10 protein-coding genes are annotated in these 17,288 nt (G+C 58.9%); 3 read left to right on the forward strand and 7 right to left on the reverse strand.

Annotated features, from left to right (window positions below; all coding sequences use genetic code 11):
- Positions 1-64: 64 nt before the first annotated feature.
- Genes AC1P02_RS13875 through AC1P02_RS13890 form a run of 4 tightly spaced genes read right to left on the reverse strand, consistent with a single transcriptional unit; the run spans position 65 to position 4,411 of the window.
- Entirely contained in the window at positions 65-1,717 is a 1,653-nt protein-coding gene (locus tag AC1P02_RS13875) for a polysaccharide biosynthesis/export family protein (RefSeq protein ID WP_485182473.1), read from the reverse strand.
- Positions 1,718-1,730: 13 nt separating this feature from the next.
- Positions 1,731-2,924: a KpsE/RkpR family capsule polysaccharide export protein gene (locus AC1P02_RS13880; protein WP_485182474.1), complete on the reverse strand. Its 1,194-nt coding sequence runs from the start codon at positions 2,922-2,924 to the stop codon at positions 1,731-1,733.
- A 31-nt stretch (positions 2,925-2,955) separates the two neighbouring features.
- Positions 2,956-3,606: an ABC transporter ATP-binding protein gene (locus tag AC1P02_RS13885; protein ID WP_485182475.1), complete on the reverse strand. Its 651-nt coding sequence runs from the start codon at positions 3,604-3,606 to the stop codon at positions 2,956-2,958.
- A gap of 4 nt (positions 3,607-3,610) precedes the next feature.
- The gene (locus AC1P02_RS13890; protein WP_485182476.1) at positions 3,611-4,411 is read right to left on the reverse strand and encodes an ABC transporter permease; all 801 of its coding nucleotides are present in this window, start codon (positions 4,409-4,411) and stop codon (positions 3,611-3,613) included.
- An 842-nt stretch (positions 4,412-5,253) separates the two neighbouring features.
- On the opposite strand from AC1P02_RS13890, the gene AC1P02_RS13895 reads away from it, so the two are divergent.
- Positions 5,254-5,778: an acyloxyacyl hydrolase gene (locus tag AC1P02_RS13895; protein WP_212540394.1), complete on the forward strand. Its 525-nt coding sequence runs from the start codon at positions 5,254-5,256 to the stop codon at positions 5,776-5,778.
- A gap of 104 nt (positions 5,779-5,882) precedes the next feature.
- Here AC1P02_RS13895 and AC1P02_RS13900 read toward each other — a convergent pair whose 3' ends face one another.
- The 3 genes from AC1P02_RS13900 to AC1P02_RS13910 form a co-directional block, all read right to left on the reverse strand.
- The gene (locus AC1P02_RS13900) at positions 5,883-6,524 is read right to left on the reverse strand and encodes an energy-coupling factor ABC transporter permease (RefSeq protein WP_309265294.1); all 642 of its coding nucleotides are present in this window, start codon (positions 6,522-6,524) and stop codon (positions 5,883-5,885) included.
- Positions 6,525-6,611: 87 nt separating this feature from the next.
- Entirely contained in the window at positions 6,612-7,397 is a 786-nt protein-coding gene (pflA, locus tag AC1P02_RS13905) for a pyruvate formate lyase 1-activating protein (RefSeq protein WP_059168524.1), read from the reverse strand.
- A gap of 65 nt (positions 7,398-7,462) precedes the next feature.
- Entirely contained in the window at positions 7,463-10,402 is a 2,940-nt protein-coding gene (locus tag AC1P02_RS13910; RefSeq protein ID WP_485182477.1) for a sensor domain-containing phosphodiesterase, read from the reverse strand.
- A gap of 134 nt (positions 10,403-10,536) precedes the next feature.
- Here AC1P02_RS13910 and AC1P02_RS13915 point away from each other — a divergent pair, with 134 nt between their 5' ends.
- The gene (locus AC1P02_RS13915) at positions 10,537-12,225 is read left to right on the forward strand and encodes an FAD-dependent oxidoreductase (protein ID WP_485182478.1); all 1,689 of its coding nucleotides are present in this window, start codon (positions 10,537-10,539) and stop codon (positions 12,223-12,225) included.
- Between the two features lie 170 nt (positions 12,226-12,395).
- A complete protein-coding gene (locus AC1P02_RS13920; RefSeq protein ID WP_485182479.1) occupies positions 12,396-17,282 on the forward strand; it encodes an alpha-2-macroglobulin family protein in 4,887 nt (1,628 codons plus the stop codon).
- The last annotated feature ends 6 nt before the right edge of the window (positions 17,283-17,288 follow it).

Genomic DNA, 17,288 nt, shown 5'->3' on the forward strand with positions numbered 1-17,288 from the left:
TTATGCAAAGGAATTGACTCACAAGTGAAATAGAGTGGCAGCCACTGCCACTCTATTCTTGTTATTATAAAAGCACTAGGGCTCTTGCCGAAATGGCGATTTGATAGAGCACCTCGGTAATATCCTTGGTGATCTGCAGGGACTTGGTATCGACCTGAGGCAGGACGAAAATTTCGTCACCCGGTTTGATGGCGATCTCTTTATTGTCCAGATCTCCCTTCTCAATCTGGCTAAAGGTGCCGTCACGATGCAGCAGCAGAATACGGGAGTTGCTGGCTTTCTGGGTAAAGCCGCCGGCCAGATCGATGTAGTCGGCCACAGTGCGCTTGCTGTCCATCAGGATGGCGTTCGGGAACATGACATCCCCGTGCACCATGATGAGGTTGGTCTGGCGCGGAATGCGGATGATATCGTTCGGTTCGAGCCGTACATCTTCCATGTTGGTGCCATTGGCGAGCACCACCTGACCGTTGGGCTGAATATCCTTGGCGCGCTCGACCCATTGCATCAGCAATTGTGCTTCGCTGTTGCGCAGTTTGGCTTCCCCCTCGGAAGAGGAGCGGGCAGTCAGGATACTGGCTTCCAGCGCCTTGAGGGAGGAGTTCAGCATCTCCTTCTGACGTATCTTGACCGAGTCACGATAGAGCTGGATGGCGCTCAAGTCGGCATCCTGGGTCAGTTTCAGGCCATTGAGGATATCGCCGAGGCGGGCGCCGTACTTGAGCACATACTCCTGGGCACTGTCGTGTTCCCCTTCAACCCGCACTGCTATGGAGGCATATCGCTTGTCGGCGATCACTTCCACAGTGTCCCCCGAGCTGATCATGTTTTTGGCCAGTTGGGCGTCATTGATGGGGTAGTAATCCATGTGGATATCTTCCCCCTGATTGCGGCTCACCCGAATATGGGTCGCATCGGGATCGGGCCTGGCCATCTGCATCAGCTCGGCCAGGGTGACATGGGGTTTGCTCAGTTCGAACTTGTTGGCGTTCGCAACTTTGCCCCTGACCGTGGTCTGATAGCGCAGCGGTGCCACCACTATGATGTCACCATCGCGCAGCTGGGTGGGCAGCAGGGTACCATTGACCAGAAACTGGTAGAGGTTGTAGTGGCGCAGTGTCTTGCCATTGCGCTTGAGGGCGACGTCAAGATAACTGCCGCGCTCGGCGGCAATACCGCCCGCCTTGTCCAGAAAATAGAGGATGGAATCCCCTGACTGGCCAGCAAACAGGCCCGGCTGCTTGACAAAGCCGGTCACGAAGATCTTGACCGGCTGGCTCACGTCCAGGGTGGCATAGACGCTGACATTCTTCTGATAGACGGTGGTGACAGCGCCAAGCAGGGTGTCATTCAGTTGTTCGTTACGAACCCCTGCCACCTTGATGGGCCCAACCTTGGGCAGGAAGATATTGCCCTGGTGATCGACCGTCAGGGGTTGATCGAATTCGACCCCTCCCCACAGTTGTACCTGCAACCGATCGCCGATGGCGATGCGGTAATCCGGGTTGAAGCCGTTGAAGGATTCCCGGGCAAACTCACCGCGAAACAGCCAGTTACCAAATACAGGATCCCGGGTCTGGGTATCCGTGATGACCTTGCGCACCGGGGCTCCTTCCTGGGAGATTTCCAGAGCATAAGCGGGTTGCAACAAGACGCCCAGACTCAGGGCCAGCAGACTCGGCTTGATATTGAGTGATCTAGTAAAAAAGGTATTCAACGACATACTCCTGTCAGTCCTGATGTTCGCGCAGGGTGGCAAGACCCATCACGACCAGACCGTAGAAAAGGCAAAGCAGAACACCGATGGTGGCCAGGTTGTAGAGACGGCGGGGATATTCGGCCTCTTCGGCCTGACTGGGTTGGCTCACCACCAGCAGGTGTTTCAATTTGCGGTACGCTTCGACGCGCGCCTGCTCCATGCTCACCAGCCCTGTCTTGTAGACGTCGGCGGCCAGCTGGGTTTGAACTTGTACTGCCTGATAGTCGGCGTTGACCTCGTTGAGGGACTGTTTCTCGCTGCCGGTCAGGCGATTTTTCTCTTGCGCCAGCTGACGGGTGAGGGCATCGACCCTGTCTCTCACCGCCACCACGTCCGGGGCATTGGGGTTCATGTAGATTTGCAGCCGTTTAAGCTCGGCATCCTGGCGTACCAGCTCGGCTTCCAGTTCAGACACCACTCCCATCATGGCGGTACTGGTGGCCTCGGGGCTCATCAGCTGGTGCTGGTTCTGGAAGGCCAGCATCTTGGCCTGTTCACCCAGCAGCCGCTCGTGGGAACGGGCGACTTCGGTCTCTACAAATTTGAGCTGCTCCATCGCCACCTGACGGCTCAAACGGTTGATAAAGCCCTCGCTCTCTTTAAGCATCAGCTGGACCGCTTGTTTGGCATAGTCAGGATCGAAGGCTTGCAGGCTGACGGTCAGCACGCCCGAGAGTTCATCCAGACTGACGGTAAGGTGATCCCGATAAAACGTCAGAAACTCTTCGCGGGTGGCATCTTCAGGCAGGCGGGAGAACACATCGGCACTGTCGCTCTGATAGTGTTTTTTCAGTTGCAGCGCCTGATCCAGGGTGTTGAGCATATCCCAGGATTTGAGGTAGTCCTGGATCACCAGCACATCCTGATGATTGCTGCCCCCGAGCCCCAGCATGGAGAGCGCATCTGGCAGCATCTTGAGCTGGTCTGCCTGCTTGATGATGAGGCTTGCCTGGCTGACATAGCGATCGCTGGCAAGGGTGCCGTAATAGAGCACTGCCAGGCTGAAGCAGATCACCACCCAGAGAAAACTGCCAAGCTTGATGGCTTTTTTCCAGGAGTGATGGGCGACTCGATAGCCTTTTGAATCGATAAGAAACAGCTTGGGATCACGCTTGAATTTGCGCAGCTTGCGTTCAAGCAGGGCGGTCAATTTGGCTTTAGTCATAAAGGTCCGTGGAGATACTTGAAATGGAAGATCAGAGCGTCTGGTAGATGGCGATGGCGTCTTCGATATCGTCGTGCAGGGTCAGTTGCCCGTTTTGCAGCACTATCCCCATGTCACACTGCTGGCGCAGCGTCTTCATATCGTGGGAGACCATGATCAGGCTGGCGGTTTCCCGCTTCTGGGTGAACACATCGATACATTTTTGTTTGAATCTGGCATCCCCCACCGAGGTGATCTCGTCGGTCAGGTAGATATCAAAATCAAAGGCCATGCTGACGGCGAAGGAGAACTTGGATTTCATCCCGCTCGAGTAACCCTTGATGGGCAGCTCGAAATGCTGGCCAATCTCCGAGAACTCCTTCACCCACTCCTCGACCGCTTCTGTGTCGTGTACCCCATGAATACGACAGACGAAACGGGTATTTTCACGCCCCGTCATGCTGCCCTGAAAGCCGCCACTCAGGGCCAGGGGCCAGGAGACCCGGCTGTGGCGGATCACCTTGCCTTTATTGGGCATGTCCATGCCGCCGAGCAGGCGCAGCAGGGTGGATTTTCCGGCCCCGTTTGCCCCCAGAATGCCGATATTGCGATCCCCGGGCAGGATAAAGCTGACATCCTTCAGCACGTAATGGCGGCCAAATTTGGTGGGGTAGTATTTTGAGACGTTATCCAGAGTGATCATCTTGTTAGCTTGCGATTAGTCGTCGATGGCTGAGGCGATAGGCACTCGTAGCGAAAGTGAGCAGTATCAGGGTTGTGCTCACCAGATAAGACCAACTGCCGCCCTGGGTCTGAAAACCGGCGATCCAACCCGAGCGGATAAGCTCAAGGGCGTGCACGATAGGATTCCACAGCAGCAGGTGCTGATAGCTCTGGGGCACGGCCGCCAGCGGAAAGAATACCGCCGAAATCCACATCATGGGGCGCATCAGAATGGGGATCAGTTTTTTGGCTTCTTCGGAGAGGGAGGTAACGATGCAGAACAAGGTCCCCAGCGCAAAAGAGAAGACCATCAGCAGGCCATACCCCGTCAGCACGGCCAGCGGGTCTGCAGGCATGGCATCGAAACCTAACCACATCAGCCCCAGGATCAGTACAAAAGCCACCAGCATGCCGATCAGGGTTTCCAGCAAGAAACGGGAGAAGAGAGTGGCAAAGGGGGTTACCTGTCGATAGCAGAATAACCCCTGGTTGGCGCTGACGGCCGTTCGTAGTTGGCCAACCACGTTTTGAAACATAAGAAATGGTAGATAACCCGCCGCGATAAAAACGGGGGCCTCAACCCCGCCAAAACCGCTGCGCTGGCGCATCCCGAAGATGAAACAGAACACAGAAATTGCGAACAGTGGATCGAGTACGGCCCATGTGTAGCCCATGCGATAACTACCGAAACGGGTCTTGAGCTCACGCATCAGCAGGCCGAAGGTGACATCCTTCAGCACTGTCATGGGTGAGCGATGCTGGCTGGATAGAATTGGCTTGTTCAATGGTTGGTCTTTTCTTGCAAAATGGAGTGGCGTTGTCTTGCTGACATCAAGTGAGGCGCGAGTCTACCATGTGCGTTCGATGCAAACGTAACAGCCTGCTGCTGCAGCCGGAATGGCAACGGAATTGATTGTTGATTTTTTGTTTCCTCATGGTGTCTTTTTTGGTTAAAAAAGGTGGTATTTCACCATGGCTACCGCACGGAAATGACATAGTCCCGTTCTAAAAACAATCAATTCGTGGTTTTTCAAAACATGAGGTTAATAGGAGGGCGCTGAACAACAATGTTGTTCAGAAAATGATCCTGCTGTGCAGGTTGATTACCCCGTGCCCTCTGCGCGTCAATCTGTGACGAGCATCATGCTTTATTTTATTTGAGGCGCATCTTACTTATCAGGCGCGATTGAGTCAACACTCAATAATCAATCTGAGGAATTACGATTAATTCATAAGTTATTGTTTTGTATTGATTATTTAATTTGTCTTTTAGGCTGAATACTTGTCGGATGAGTATCTATGGCGAAAAAACGACTAATTCAGAATGCTCTTACATAGCGCCGTTTTTTGTATGGTTGTTATTTGGCCGATAAATTTGGCGAATAGAGCATAAACGTTAATTGGTTATTTAGTAAGCTCAACAAATAGGCTGTTGCGGGCTTTTATACTGTGTTTCAACTGAAACACCTTTGCCAGCTAGACCAATTCCCTGTAAAAATCTTGTTTTTTAGTTTTACCTGTTTTGTTGACAACTCTGCTCCCCACTGACTATTCCTGAGGTGTGCCCATTTGAGTTTGAGAGGGCATGTCGGATAACAAGGACGATAACAAGGATGTAGGAGGGGACATGCGCGCTAACACACTCTTGCTCTCGGGACTGCTGGCTTCGTTGATAGCCAGCACCGGAGCCATCGCCAATGACAACATTGTTGCCCTGCAACTGGGCACACCATCCGAAAACGAGAAACTCAGCATCTTCACGGCAGACGCCAAATATCACCACATGTTCTGGCGCTGGGGGGATTCTGGCTGCCAGTTTGGTCTGGGCGTGCGTGGCGGCATGCTGAAGGTCGGGGATGAGCGCACTGCCAGATTGGGCACAGGGGCGCGCGCTGAATGTCTGTGGGGGAACTGGGTAGTATGGTTGCCAGCGGAGATGATCTGGCTGGCTGATCATGAGTTCGGCCATCGCGGCAATGGCTTCAAAGATTACGGCGGCCCTTTTCAGTTTGTCACCGGTATTGGTCTGGGGTATGCGATCACCAAGAACTGGCTGATTGGCTATCAGTATGAGCACATGTCCAACGCCAACATGTATGAGCAAAACCCCGGCCTGGATACCCATACTTTGCATATCGAATACCGCTTCTAAGCTCTCCTCCTCTTATTGCCAAGCCCCTGCTCGTCAGGGGTTTTTGCTGTCCGTGGGTGAGCGCTGAGTTACGGGTAGGTTGGCCGCAAGCATGGCGTACGCGCTTAGCGCCCCAGGTATTCCCGATCGAAGAAGGTGTTGACCCAGTGGGGGCGATAGACGGCAAGCAAGGTCATGGTCATGCCGTTGAGCAGGGCTTCGGGGAAGAGCAGCAGTGGCCAGATGGAGAGGTAGTCGGCGCTGATGGTATGCCACGGATAGGCGCCGCTCATCCCCATCAGCAAGGCGCTGGCGATCATCTTGACCGAGATGCTCAGCGCCCCGCCAAAAAAGGCGACCACGAACAGATAGACGAACAGATGGCGGGGCATCCAGGCCCAGCTCGCCAGGAACAGCAGCCAGCTGGTAGCCACTGGCAAGGCGATGCCAATCAGCGCCTGCCAGCCGACATCGGCGAGGGAGGCAACCCCGAAGTAACCCAGAACAAGCAGTGTCAGGCAGGGAGCAAGCAGTGCCAGGCGCCACCCGAGCAGCAGGGTCAGGCTGGTGAGGCCGAGAAAGTGCACCTCCAGCCCTTCATGCAAGCCGGCGCGCAAGGTCCAGAGCGGGACCAGCACGATGGCGCCGCCAAGGCAGAGGTGCTGATAGAGGGGTTGATCAAGCAGGGTACGCAGCAGGGTGCCACGCAGGCTGAATATCAGCAGCAATACCCAGAGCAGGAGGGCGGCCGCTTGTCCTTCACTCATGGCATTTCCTTGTCATGTGATGGCGTGCAGTGATGCAGTGTCAATATCATCAGGGCTGGCGTATTCCTTGCCAGCCCTGATGAGGCATCAGTATTTGACGTTGTTGTGGTACTTGGCGAGTATGCCCTGAACTCTGTCCATGGTCTCCTTGCTGGGGGGCTTGATCCCGGTCAGATCATAGTTTTCACCCAGAACGTCCCACTTGTGCTTGCCCAGCTCGTGATAGGGCAGCAGTTCCACCTTCTCGACACTATCCCCCAGTTCGGCGATGAACTGGCCCAGTCCCTCTGCGCTCTCGTCATCGTCTGACCAGGTCGGCACCACCACGTAGCGGATCCACATTGTCTTGCCTTTGGCGGCGAGATAACGGGCGAACTCCAGGGTGTACTTGTTGCTGACGTGGGTCAGCGGGATGTGCTTCTCGTCATTGATCTGTTTGATGTCGAGCAACACAAGGTCCGTGTTGTCGAGCACCTTGTCGAGCTGTTCGTCGTAGTGACGCACAAAGCCGTTGGTATCGAGGCAGGTGTGAACACCCTTCTCCTTGCAGGCGGCAAACAGTTCGGCGATAAAATTTTGTTGCAACATGGCTTCGCCACCGGAGGCGGTAACACCGCCACCCGAGGCATTCATGAAGTGGCGATAGCTGGTGATGTCGCTCATCAACTCCGGCACTGTCACTTCGCGGCCACCCTGGGTATCCCAGGTATCCCGATTGTGGCAGTACTTGCAGCGCATCAGACAGCCTTGCATGAATACGATAAACCGTATTCCGGGGCCATCAACGGTGCCGCAGGTTTCAACGGAATGGATCCGGCCAATGACACCGGATGCACTGGTTTCAACGGCAGGGATCTGATTACTGACAGACATAGACGACTCCAACGATTCGAGCAGGCCGTGATTTTATTACATAAATCCCTATAAATCCTACCTGTTTAGCCCGACTGGGCCGCGCCGAGCAGGCTCTCCAGGGCTTTTACCGTCAGCGGTCGACTGGTCAGGAAGCCTTGATAATGCTGGCATCCCAAGGTTTTGAGGATGGCGAGCTGCTCCTCATCTTCCACCCCTTCGGCGGTGACGGTAAAGCGGAAAACCTTGGCCAGATCCAGGATGGCCTTGACGATGGCCTTGTCCTGTTCGCTGTGAACCAGGGTTTGAATGAAGCTTCGGTCGAGCTTCACTTCGTCCGCCGGCAGATCCCGCAGATAGGCCAGCGACGAGTAGCCGGTGCCGAAATCATCGATGGAGAGCAGTATGCCGAGATCCTTGAGTTGCCGCATGCGGGCTATGCTCTCCAGCCGGTTTTCCAGCACCACGGATTCGGTCACTTCCAGCAGCAGGCGGGAAGGGGGCACCCCTGTGTCGCGCAGTATGTATTCCACCTGCTGCACGAAGCCTGCTGTGTGGAACTGGCGGGCGCTGACGTTGACCGACAGGTGGGGAATGGCAAAGCCGCGATTGAGCCAGAAGCTGTACTGGGCACAGGCGGTCTTCATCACCCAGTAACCAATGTCCTGGATGAGGCTGGTCTCTTCGGCGATGGGAATGAACTCGGCCGGTGGCACCATGGTGCCGTCGCTGCGCTGCCAGCGCAGCAGTGCCTCTATGCCGGACAAGCTGCCATTGTCGACCCTGTATTGCGGCTGATAGTGCAGTTGCAGCTCATGGTGGCGCAGAGCATCGCGTAGCTGGTTGTTGATGGTGAGCTTGCTCTTCTCTTTCTCGGCCATGGCCTCGCTGAAGAAAACATAGTTGCCCTGACCGGCCCGCTTGGCCATGTGGGTGGCGGTGTCGGCCTGCTGCATCAGCACCAGATGATCCTGATCTTCGCTGGAAAACAGGCTGATCCCCACAGACGCGCTGCAATGGAGTTTGTGATCCTCGATGTCGAACGGGGTGCGAAACAGCCCCATCAGCTCGCGGGCGAAGTGCTCGGCCAGGATCTTGGCAGTGACATAACCCTGACCCAGGGCGGTGAACAGCAGGGCGAATTCATCCCCCGAGATGCGGGCCAGCACCAGGTTGTCCTGAGGCAGTCCCTTGAGCAGCTCGACCACGGCTTGCAGCAGCTGATCGCCACAGGCATGGCCGAGGGAGTCGTTGATCGATTTGAAGTTGTCCAGATCTACCAGCAGCAAGGCGCCCCATTGACCGTTCGGTGCCTGCAGGGTGCGTTGCATTATGTTGTTGAGGCTGCGCCTGTTGTAGAGGCCGCACAGATCGTCGTAATAGGCGAGCTGCTCTATGTGGCGGGCGGCGTCTTTTTCCTTGGTGATGTCGTAGAAGCTGCAGACGTAGTGACTGAATTCGCCGAGTTCATCCTTGACCCCGCTCACCATGAGACGCACCGGGAACAGATGCCCATCCTTGTGCAGGCAGCGCTCCTCGCCCATCCAGAACTCCTGCTCACCGATGGCCCGTCTGACATCCTCTTTCAGGTGATCGCCATAATAGGTCGGTCGAAGCCTGACAATATGCTGGCCGATCATCTCATCGTTGCCAAACCCCGTGATGCGGCCAAAGGAGTGATTGACCTTGAGAATGATCCCCTGGTGATCCATGACCAGCAGGCCGTCGTGGGTGTTGAAGGCCACTTCTGCCAGGCGCAGGGCATCGTCGGCGGCGAGCCGCTGCAATTCAATGGCGGCCCGTTCGTGCTGACTGCTGAGGGCATCGAGCAAGGGCATGGGGTCGGCCAGTGGCGTGTCGAGCAGCAAGGTGAGCTGTCCCATGGGGGCGCCGCTCGGACCGTGCAACGGCACGCCGACATAGGCCTTGGCATTGAGGGCCAGCAACTGGGTGGCCAGGGGATAACGCAGGGGCAGGTCTTCCACATAGAGGGCCTGACCATGCTGGAACAACTCCTGGGCGGGGCCGGGATCCAGCTGTATGGGTTTGAGGATGGAGAAGGTTTCTCCTTCCAGCACGCAGCGCGGAATGATCCAGAGCTCCTGGCCTCGCGGCTGGTATTCGCCGACCCAGCCGATGCGGGCACCACTGATGGTGACGGCCCAGTTTACCAGTGCACGGCAATAGGCGATGCCGGTCAACAGAGTCAGCTCGCCGGGCAAGGCCAGCACAGGATTGATGAGGGGTTCAGGCTCTGGCTGCCAGTGGCCGAGCAATTGGGCGCTGTGGCGCACCAGTTGCAGCATCTCTTCGCTCAGCACGGTGGCGCTGAGGTACTCAAGGCTCAATACGCCGATGAGTTTTTCCTGCTCCAGCAGGGCGCCATCGAGGCGCGAGCTCACCCCCGCATTGGCCAGATAGTAGTGCTGGCTCAGCATGGGCTGGTGGGCCGCCTCGGAAAAACTCAAGGATTTGCGGGTGCGCAAGGCGCGAATGTAGCGACTGTCACCGCGAATGGCCGAAAGCCCCTCGGCGCCGAGGGCAAAGACAGGGGTCAGCTGTTCGCTGCCGAGGGAGCCATTGGCCTGATAGTGCCAGAGGATCAGGCGATCGGCCCCCAGGCTCTCCTTGAGGGCTTCCAGCATGGCGACGAACTGTTGCTGGCTGGCCATCTGGCTCAGGCGTGGCAGCTGCAAGGCGAGATCGGCGATGGGTTCCTGGCGCTGGGTCTGCAGGCAGATGAGCCAGAAGGCATCCTGTTCATGGGAGAGGGCGATATGCCACTGCTGTCCGGCGAAGCGCAGCATCAGCTTGCCCCCCTGACCTTTGGCAAGGGCTTGCTCTATGGGCAGTCGCAGGGCATCCGGCAGTTGGGCCGGCCAGGCACTTCTCGGTTCATCCAGCCAATGAAGCGGGGTTTGCATCACATCGGTCAGGGCGACCAGCCGTTGGCTGCGCACATCCAGACGAAAGAACAGCGGTGTCTGGCTGGCAGGGGGGAGGTGACTGAGCGCGGTAGACGACATGAACTGATAACATCCTGTTGAACAACTGTCGGGTGGCAAGAATACTGCAAAACCGGTGCAAACAAAATTTCATTGAAATCTAAATTAGAAATCGCTAATTTAATGGCAATTTGTTGTTCACCGGAGTCTTGCTGATGAAACGGATCCTGATTGTAGGCGGTGTGGCTGGCGGCGCCTCTGCGGCGGCCAGAGCTCGCCGTCTGAGCGAAGAGGCCGAGATAGTGGTATTCGAGCGTGGCGAGTTTGTCAGCTTCGCCAACTGCGGTCTGCCTTACCACATAGGGGGGGGCATACAGGATAGGGATGCCCTGCTGTTGCAGACGCCCCAGAGCTTCAAGCGCCGTTTCAATGTGGATGTGCGAGTCTTTCACGATGTGATCGAGATAGACAAGGCTGGCAAGACACTGCTGGTGCGTCATCTGCAAACCGGTGAAGAGCGGCGAGAGCCTTATGATCAACTGCTGCTGAGCCCGGGGGCCGCGCCAATCCGTCCTCCGTTCCCCGGCATCGACAGCCCGCATGTTTATACCCTGCGCAATATCCCTGACATGGATCGCATCCTTGCTGCTCTGCAGCATGATCATCCGCGCCATGTCACTGTGGTCGGTGGCGGCTTTATCGGGCTGGAGATGATGGAGGCACTGCATCAGCGCAAGCTGGAGGTCACCCTGCTGGAGCTCTCCGATCAGGTGATGGCGCCGGTGGATAAAGAGATGGCCAATATGCTCCACGCCCGCATCCGGGAAGAGGGCATAGATCTGCGGCTGCGCACCGGTCTTGCCGCCATCGAAAGTCTGGATGTGCTGGCTGAGAAAACCGCCGCCGTGGCGAGCGCCACGGGCAGTGGCTTGCGTCTGACCCTGAGTGATGGCTCACATCTTGAAACCGGTCTGTTGATCCTGGCCATCGGCGTCAAGCCAGAAACCCTGCTCGCCGCAAAAGCGGGGCTGGAGTTGGGCCCGCGCGGCGGCATCAAGGTAGATGCCGGCATGCGCACCTCGGATCCCTTCATCCATGCGGTGGGGGATGCGGTGGAAGAGACAGATTTTGTGACCGGCGAATCCGTGCTGATCCCCCTGGCGGGGCCTGCCAACCGGCAAGGCCGCATCGCCGCCGACAACATGCTGGGGCGGGCCGAAACCTACAAGAAGACCCAGGGCACCGCCATCTGCAAGCTGTTCGATCTGGCGGTGGCCAGCACGGGTCTCAACGAGAAGCGCCTGGTGCAACTGGGCCTGCCGTTCGAGAAGGCTTATGTGCATCCGGGCAGCCACGCCGGTTACTACCCGGGCGCCCATCCGGTCAGCCTCAAGCTGCTGTTCGCCCCCGATGGCAAGATCTACGGTGCCCAGGCCATCGGCAAGGACGGGGTCGACAAGCGCATCGACGTACTGGCGGTGGCCCAGCGCGCCGGACTGACGGTGTTTGACTTGCAGGATCTGGAGCTCACCTATGCGCCGCCGTTCGGGTCGGCCAAGGATGTGATCAACATGGCGGGCTTTGTGGCGAGCAACCACTTGAAGGGGGATACCATCCTCTGCCACGCTGCCGAGGTGCAGGCTCGTCATCCCCATCAACAGGTGCTGGATGTGCGTAATGGCCCCGAACTCGACAAGTTGGGTCGCATCCCGGGTGCCCTGCACATTCCCCTCGATGAGCTGCGCGCTCGCCTGAATGAATTGCCCAGAGATAAAGAGCTGCTCATCAGCTGCCAGGTGGGCTTGCGTGGCCACGTGGCTTGCCGCCTGCTCAGTCAGCACGGCTTCAAGGTGAAAAACCTCTCCGGTGGTTTTAAAACCTGGCAGATGGCGGTGATGGACTAACCGACTCACCGCTGCCGTGAAACGCCGACCTCAGGGCCGGCTTTTTGTTATCTGTCTGGCGGCAATCTGTGCTCGACATTTTGCAATGAGTTTTGTGTCAAGCGAGTCGGATGTCTTATCCTGTTGCCTATCGCGCTGCTATGGCAGCGATCCAATCCGGGATGGAACCTATGCGCCCTTTCGACCCTCGCCCTGCTGCTCACCAATGTGCCCATGCTCTCGTCTCACCACTTAGGCGCCGTTGGTCAGCCCTGTTGCTCACAGGGCTGACCAGTCTGCTCTTGGCCGGTTGCGGCCCGGACAAGCCGGCAACCGCCGATCAGGCGCCCGCGGCCCGGCAAGTTGCGGGGGCGCCAGACACTGTGGTGCAGGCCAATACCCGCCAGTATCGGGATGCACCGGCGCTGGCGCTGGTCTTTTCCGGCCCGCTGGCGCCCAAGTCCAATTGGCAAACCTGGCTCAGTGTGAGCGAGGGGGGTAAGCAGTTGCAGGGGGAGTGGGTCCTGGCCGAGGATGGCCGCACCCTCTACTTCCCGCAGGTAGCGCCCGACAAGAGTTACAAGGTGACCCTCAAAGCTGGGTTGGGGCCCGAGGCGCAGAGCTGGACCCTCAAGACCCGACCACTGGAGGCGGGAGCCTCCTTTGCAGCGAGCGGCATGGTGCTGCCGCTTCGTCAGGAGCTGCGCCTGCCCATCAGCGCGGTCAACGTGGATGAGGTCAATATCGATTTCTTCCGGGTCGATGCCGAATATCTGCCACGTTTTCTGGCCGAATACAGACCCGGCGCAGGCATGGGCAACTGGGAGCTGGAGCAGATCACCAGCCGCGCCAAGCGGGTGTTCAGCGGCCGTTACGCCCTTGAGCTGGATCCCAATCGCCGCGAGACCCGCCTCATCAACATCAAGGAGCCGCAGCTGGCCGAGGCCGGCGTCTACTTTGCGGTCATGTCCCCCTTGGGCAACTACGACTGGCGCAAGGAGACCACCTATTTCGCGGTGAGCGACATGGGGCTCAGTGCCCGTCGCTATCGGGACCAGCTGGAGGTGTTTGTCAGCGCGCTCTCGAGCGCGGATCCCCTCAAGGAGGTACAACTCTCTTTGCTCGACGAGAAGGGCAACCGGCTGCAGGTGCAACAAACCGATCTGCGGGGGCATCGCCGCTTCGATCAGGTGCAGGGCGCGCGCCTGCTGCTGGCCGAGCAGGGCAAGCATCTGGCTGTGCTGCGCCTCGATGGCGCCGCGCTGGATCTCTCTGCCTTTGAATTGGGCACCCAGCCCTGGCAGGCCCAGCAGCTTTATCTGTTCAGCGGGCGGGATCTCTACCGCCCCGGCGAACGGCTTGACAGTGAAATTTTGTTAAAAGGGCAGGATGGCCAGTTGCTGCCGGGCATGGCGGTGGAGCTGGATGTGAAACAGCCGGATGGCCAACTGCTGGAGCAAAAACGTCTGCTGCCGGACAGCCTGGGCGCCGCCCATTACGGCCTGCGCCTGCCGGATGATGCGCCGCTCGGCCGCTGGACCATCACCCTGAAAACCGCCGCCGGCAGCCGCTTCGAGTGGCCCTTCCTGGTGGAGGAGTTCCTGCCGGAGCGGCTCAAGCTGCAACTTGGCAAGGGACCGGATGGTGAATTACTGAACCCGCAGGAGGCACTCACCTTGCCGTTGCAGGGGGATTATCTCTATGGCGCCCCGGCGAGTGCCACCAAGGCCAAGGCAGAGGTGAAGATAAGTCGCGCCACCATGCCCTTCACCCAGTGGCAGGAGTTTACGCTGGGGGATGTGCTGCTGACCGAGCAGGCCAGGGATCTGGAGCCTGTCACGCTCACCCTGGACAAGCAGGGGCATGGCGCATTTTCGCTGGTGGATCAACTTGCCAGCGTGGGGACCCTGGGGCCGCTGGAGGTGGCTTATCGGGTCTCTTTATCCGAGCCCGGTGGCAGGGCGGTCAATCGCAGCCGTACCCAGTACGGCTGGCCCACCGGTAGCCAGTGGCCTGCGCTCAAGGCCGATTTCGTGGCAGACAGAGTGGAGGGGGGCAAGACACTGCCTTTCCAGATCCTCAACCTCGATGAGCAGGGCCAGCCGGTGGCGGGCGAGGTGAAGGTGCGTCTGGTCAACGAATACCGTGACTACTACTGGCACTACGCCGATGGCGAAGGGTGGAAGTACGAGTTCAACAGTCAGCCCTATCTGGAGCAGGAGCAGACACTGCAACTGGATGGCAAGGGGCCGACCACCTTCAGCTTGCCCTTGGCGGCGGGCTGGTATCGGTTGGAGGTGGAGAACAGTCAGGGCCATCAGTCCAGTCTGCGGGTCGAGATCGGCAGTTACGCCTGGGGTGGCGGTGGTGAGCAGGCGCGACCTGACAAGATTGCCATCACCCTCGACAAGCGCGCCTATCAGGCGGGTGACAAGGCGAAAGTGACGCTGGTTGCCCCCCGTGCGGGCAAGGGGCTCTTGCTGGTGGAGGATGGTGACGGCCTGCGCTGGTGGCAGCGTATCGAGCTCAAAGGCACCGGTGGCGATGCCAAGGATGCCCGTGGCGAGTTCGAGATCCCCGTCAGCCCTGAGTGGCAGCGCCACGATCTGCATATCTCCGCCCAGATTGCCGCCCCTGACAGCGAATCAAAGCCGGTGAGCCAAAAGAGTGTGCAGAGCCTGCGCTCGGTCGGTTTGGTGCCGCTCGCGCTCGACCGGGAGGCCCGCCGCCTGCCGCTCACCTTGAGTGCGCCGGACAAGGCGGTGCCGCTCACTCGCCTCGAGGTGGCGGTGACCTCGACACCAAACAGCCAGGGCCGGGTGGTACTGGCTGCGGTGGATAGGGGTGTGCTCAATATCAGCGACTACCAACCCCTCGATCCGTTCGAGATCTTCTTTGGCCGCAAGCGCTTCGCGCAAGACTTGTTCGACAACTACGGTCAGGTGATACCGCCGCAGGATGGCAAGCTGGCTCGCCTCAACTACGGCGGTGATGCGCCGGCCCTGAAGAAGGGAGGGGCGCTGGAGAGCCGGGTCGAGGTGGCGGCGCTCTGGAGCGGCGAGGTGAGTTTTGACGAGAGTGGCAAGGCGGTGATCCCGCTTGATCTGCCCAACTTCAACGGCGAGCTGGCGCTGATGGCGCTGGCCTGGAACGAGCAGCAGGTGGGTCAGGCCGAGCGTGCCGTCAAAGTCGTGGCGCCGTTGGTGGCCGAGATAGGCTGGCCGCGTTTTGGGGCCAGAGGGGATGAGACCCGTGCTCTGGTGCAACTGCGTAACATGAGTGGTGAAGATCAGAGCCTTTCGCTGACCTGGACCCTGACCGGCGGCTTGCAGGCGGGCGGCGAACTGCCCGAGACGCTGGCGCTTAAAAACGGCGAGGAGCAGTGGCTGACCCTGCCGCTCACAGTGACCGGGGCGAGCGGAGTGGCTCGCCTGCAACTGGCCGCCAGCGGCAAGGATTTTGCGGTAAACCGCGAATGGTCGCTGCCGCTGCGATCCCCCTGGCCAGCCCAGACGCGCCAGCGCTATCAGATGCTGACCCCAGGTCAGCAGATGAGCTTTGCCCAGAGCGAGCTGGCCGGGCTGGATCCCGCCAATCTGCAAGGGCTGCTCAGCCTCTCCGGCACGCCTCCCTGGGATCCGGCCGGCCAGTGGCAAGCGCTTGCCCAGTACCCCTACGCCTGTCTGGAGCAGACCCTGTCTCGCGCCTGGCCTTACTTGCTGACAACGGCGGATGAGCGTGCTGCCTGGTCAAACAATCTGCCAAACCTGGACAAGCCGGTGAGCGAGGCGGACCTGCAGCGCGCCCTGCTGCAACGGTTGCAACGACTGCAATTGCCCAGCGGTGGGTTCGGTCTGTGGGATGGCCGCTCCGATGAGGAGCAGTGGCTCACCGCCTATGCGGCCGACTACCTGCTGACAAGAAAAGAGGCCGGTGATGCCGTGCCCGAGGCCATGTTGAGTCAGGCCATCAGCCGTTTGCAGAGCTATCTCGGCGACAGCCAGTATGGGGAGCGCTGGAGCAGTGCCCCCGAACACAGCCGGCTGGCCTATCAGGCTTACAGTGCCTTCGTACTGGCGCGAGTAGGCAAGGCGCCACTTTCCACCTTGCGCCTCATCTGGGAGCAGCAGGCGGATCATGCCCGCTCCGGTTTGCCGCTGTTGCACCTCTCGCTGGCGCTTTCCGCCATGGGGGATGAGCAGACTGCTGCCAAGGCTTTGACTCGGGCATTGGCGACTCCGCGCGGCGATGACTATCTGGCCGATTACGGTTCGCCCCTGCGCGATGGGGCGTTGGAGCTCGCCTTGCTGCGCCAGCACAAGCTGGCCGAGGATCGCTGGCCCGAGCTTAGCGCCAAGGTGGCAGACACCCTGGCCCATCGCCAGTGGCTAAGCACTCAGGAGCGGCTGGCCCTGTTGCGGTTGGCACAGGTCGATCCTGCGGCTGACTGGCAGGCCAGGGTAGCGTCAATCAGTGGCGGCCAGGCCGTTGCCGGTAAAAACAGTGCGCAGATCGGTGCCCCCGAGGCCCTGGCGGCCACTGGCGTGACCAACGAGGGCAAGGGCTCCCTCTACGTGCAGCGCACCCTGGTAGGCTATCCCGAGCAGGCCCCCGTACGCATCAGCCAGGGCATGAGCGTGACCCGCAGCTGGTTCAATGCCGATGGTAAGCGCTTTGATCCTGCCAAGGTGAAGGTGGGCGATTTGGTGGTGGTGCGGCTCAATGTGAGCAGCGAGCAGACGGTGCCCGATGCCTTGCTGGTGGAGATGCTGCCGGCGGGATTTGAGCTGGAAAACCCAGCCCTTGGCACCAGTATCAAGCTCGAGGAGCTCAGTATCGAGGGCAAGCCTGCGTGGCAGAGCGAATGGAACGACTACCTCAAACATCAGGAGTTTAGAGACGATCGTTACACGGCCGCGCTGGATCTGAGCGAGGGGGGCAATCAGCAACTGGTCTATCTGATGCGAGCAGTGACCCCGGGTCGCTATCAGGTGCCGCCGACCCAGGTGGAAGACATGTATCGACCCGAACTGCGGGCGGTGGGCCAGGATATCCATGAGGTGACCATTTCTGAGTAATTCGCC

It is taken from the genome of Aeromonas sp. TS_SC_11, from assembly GCF_057318915.1.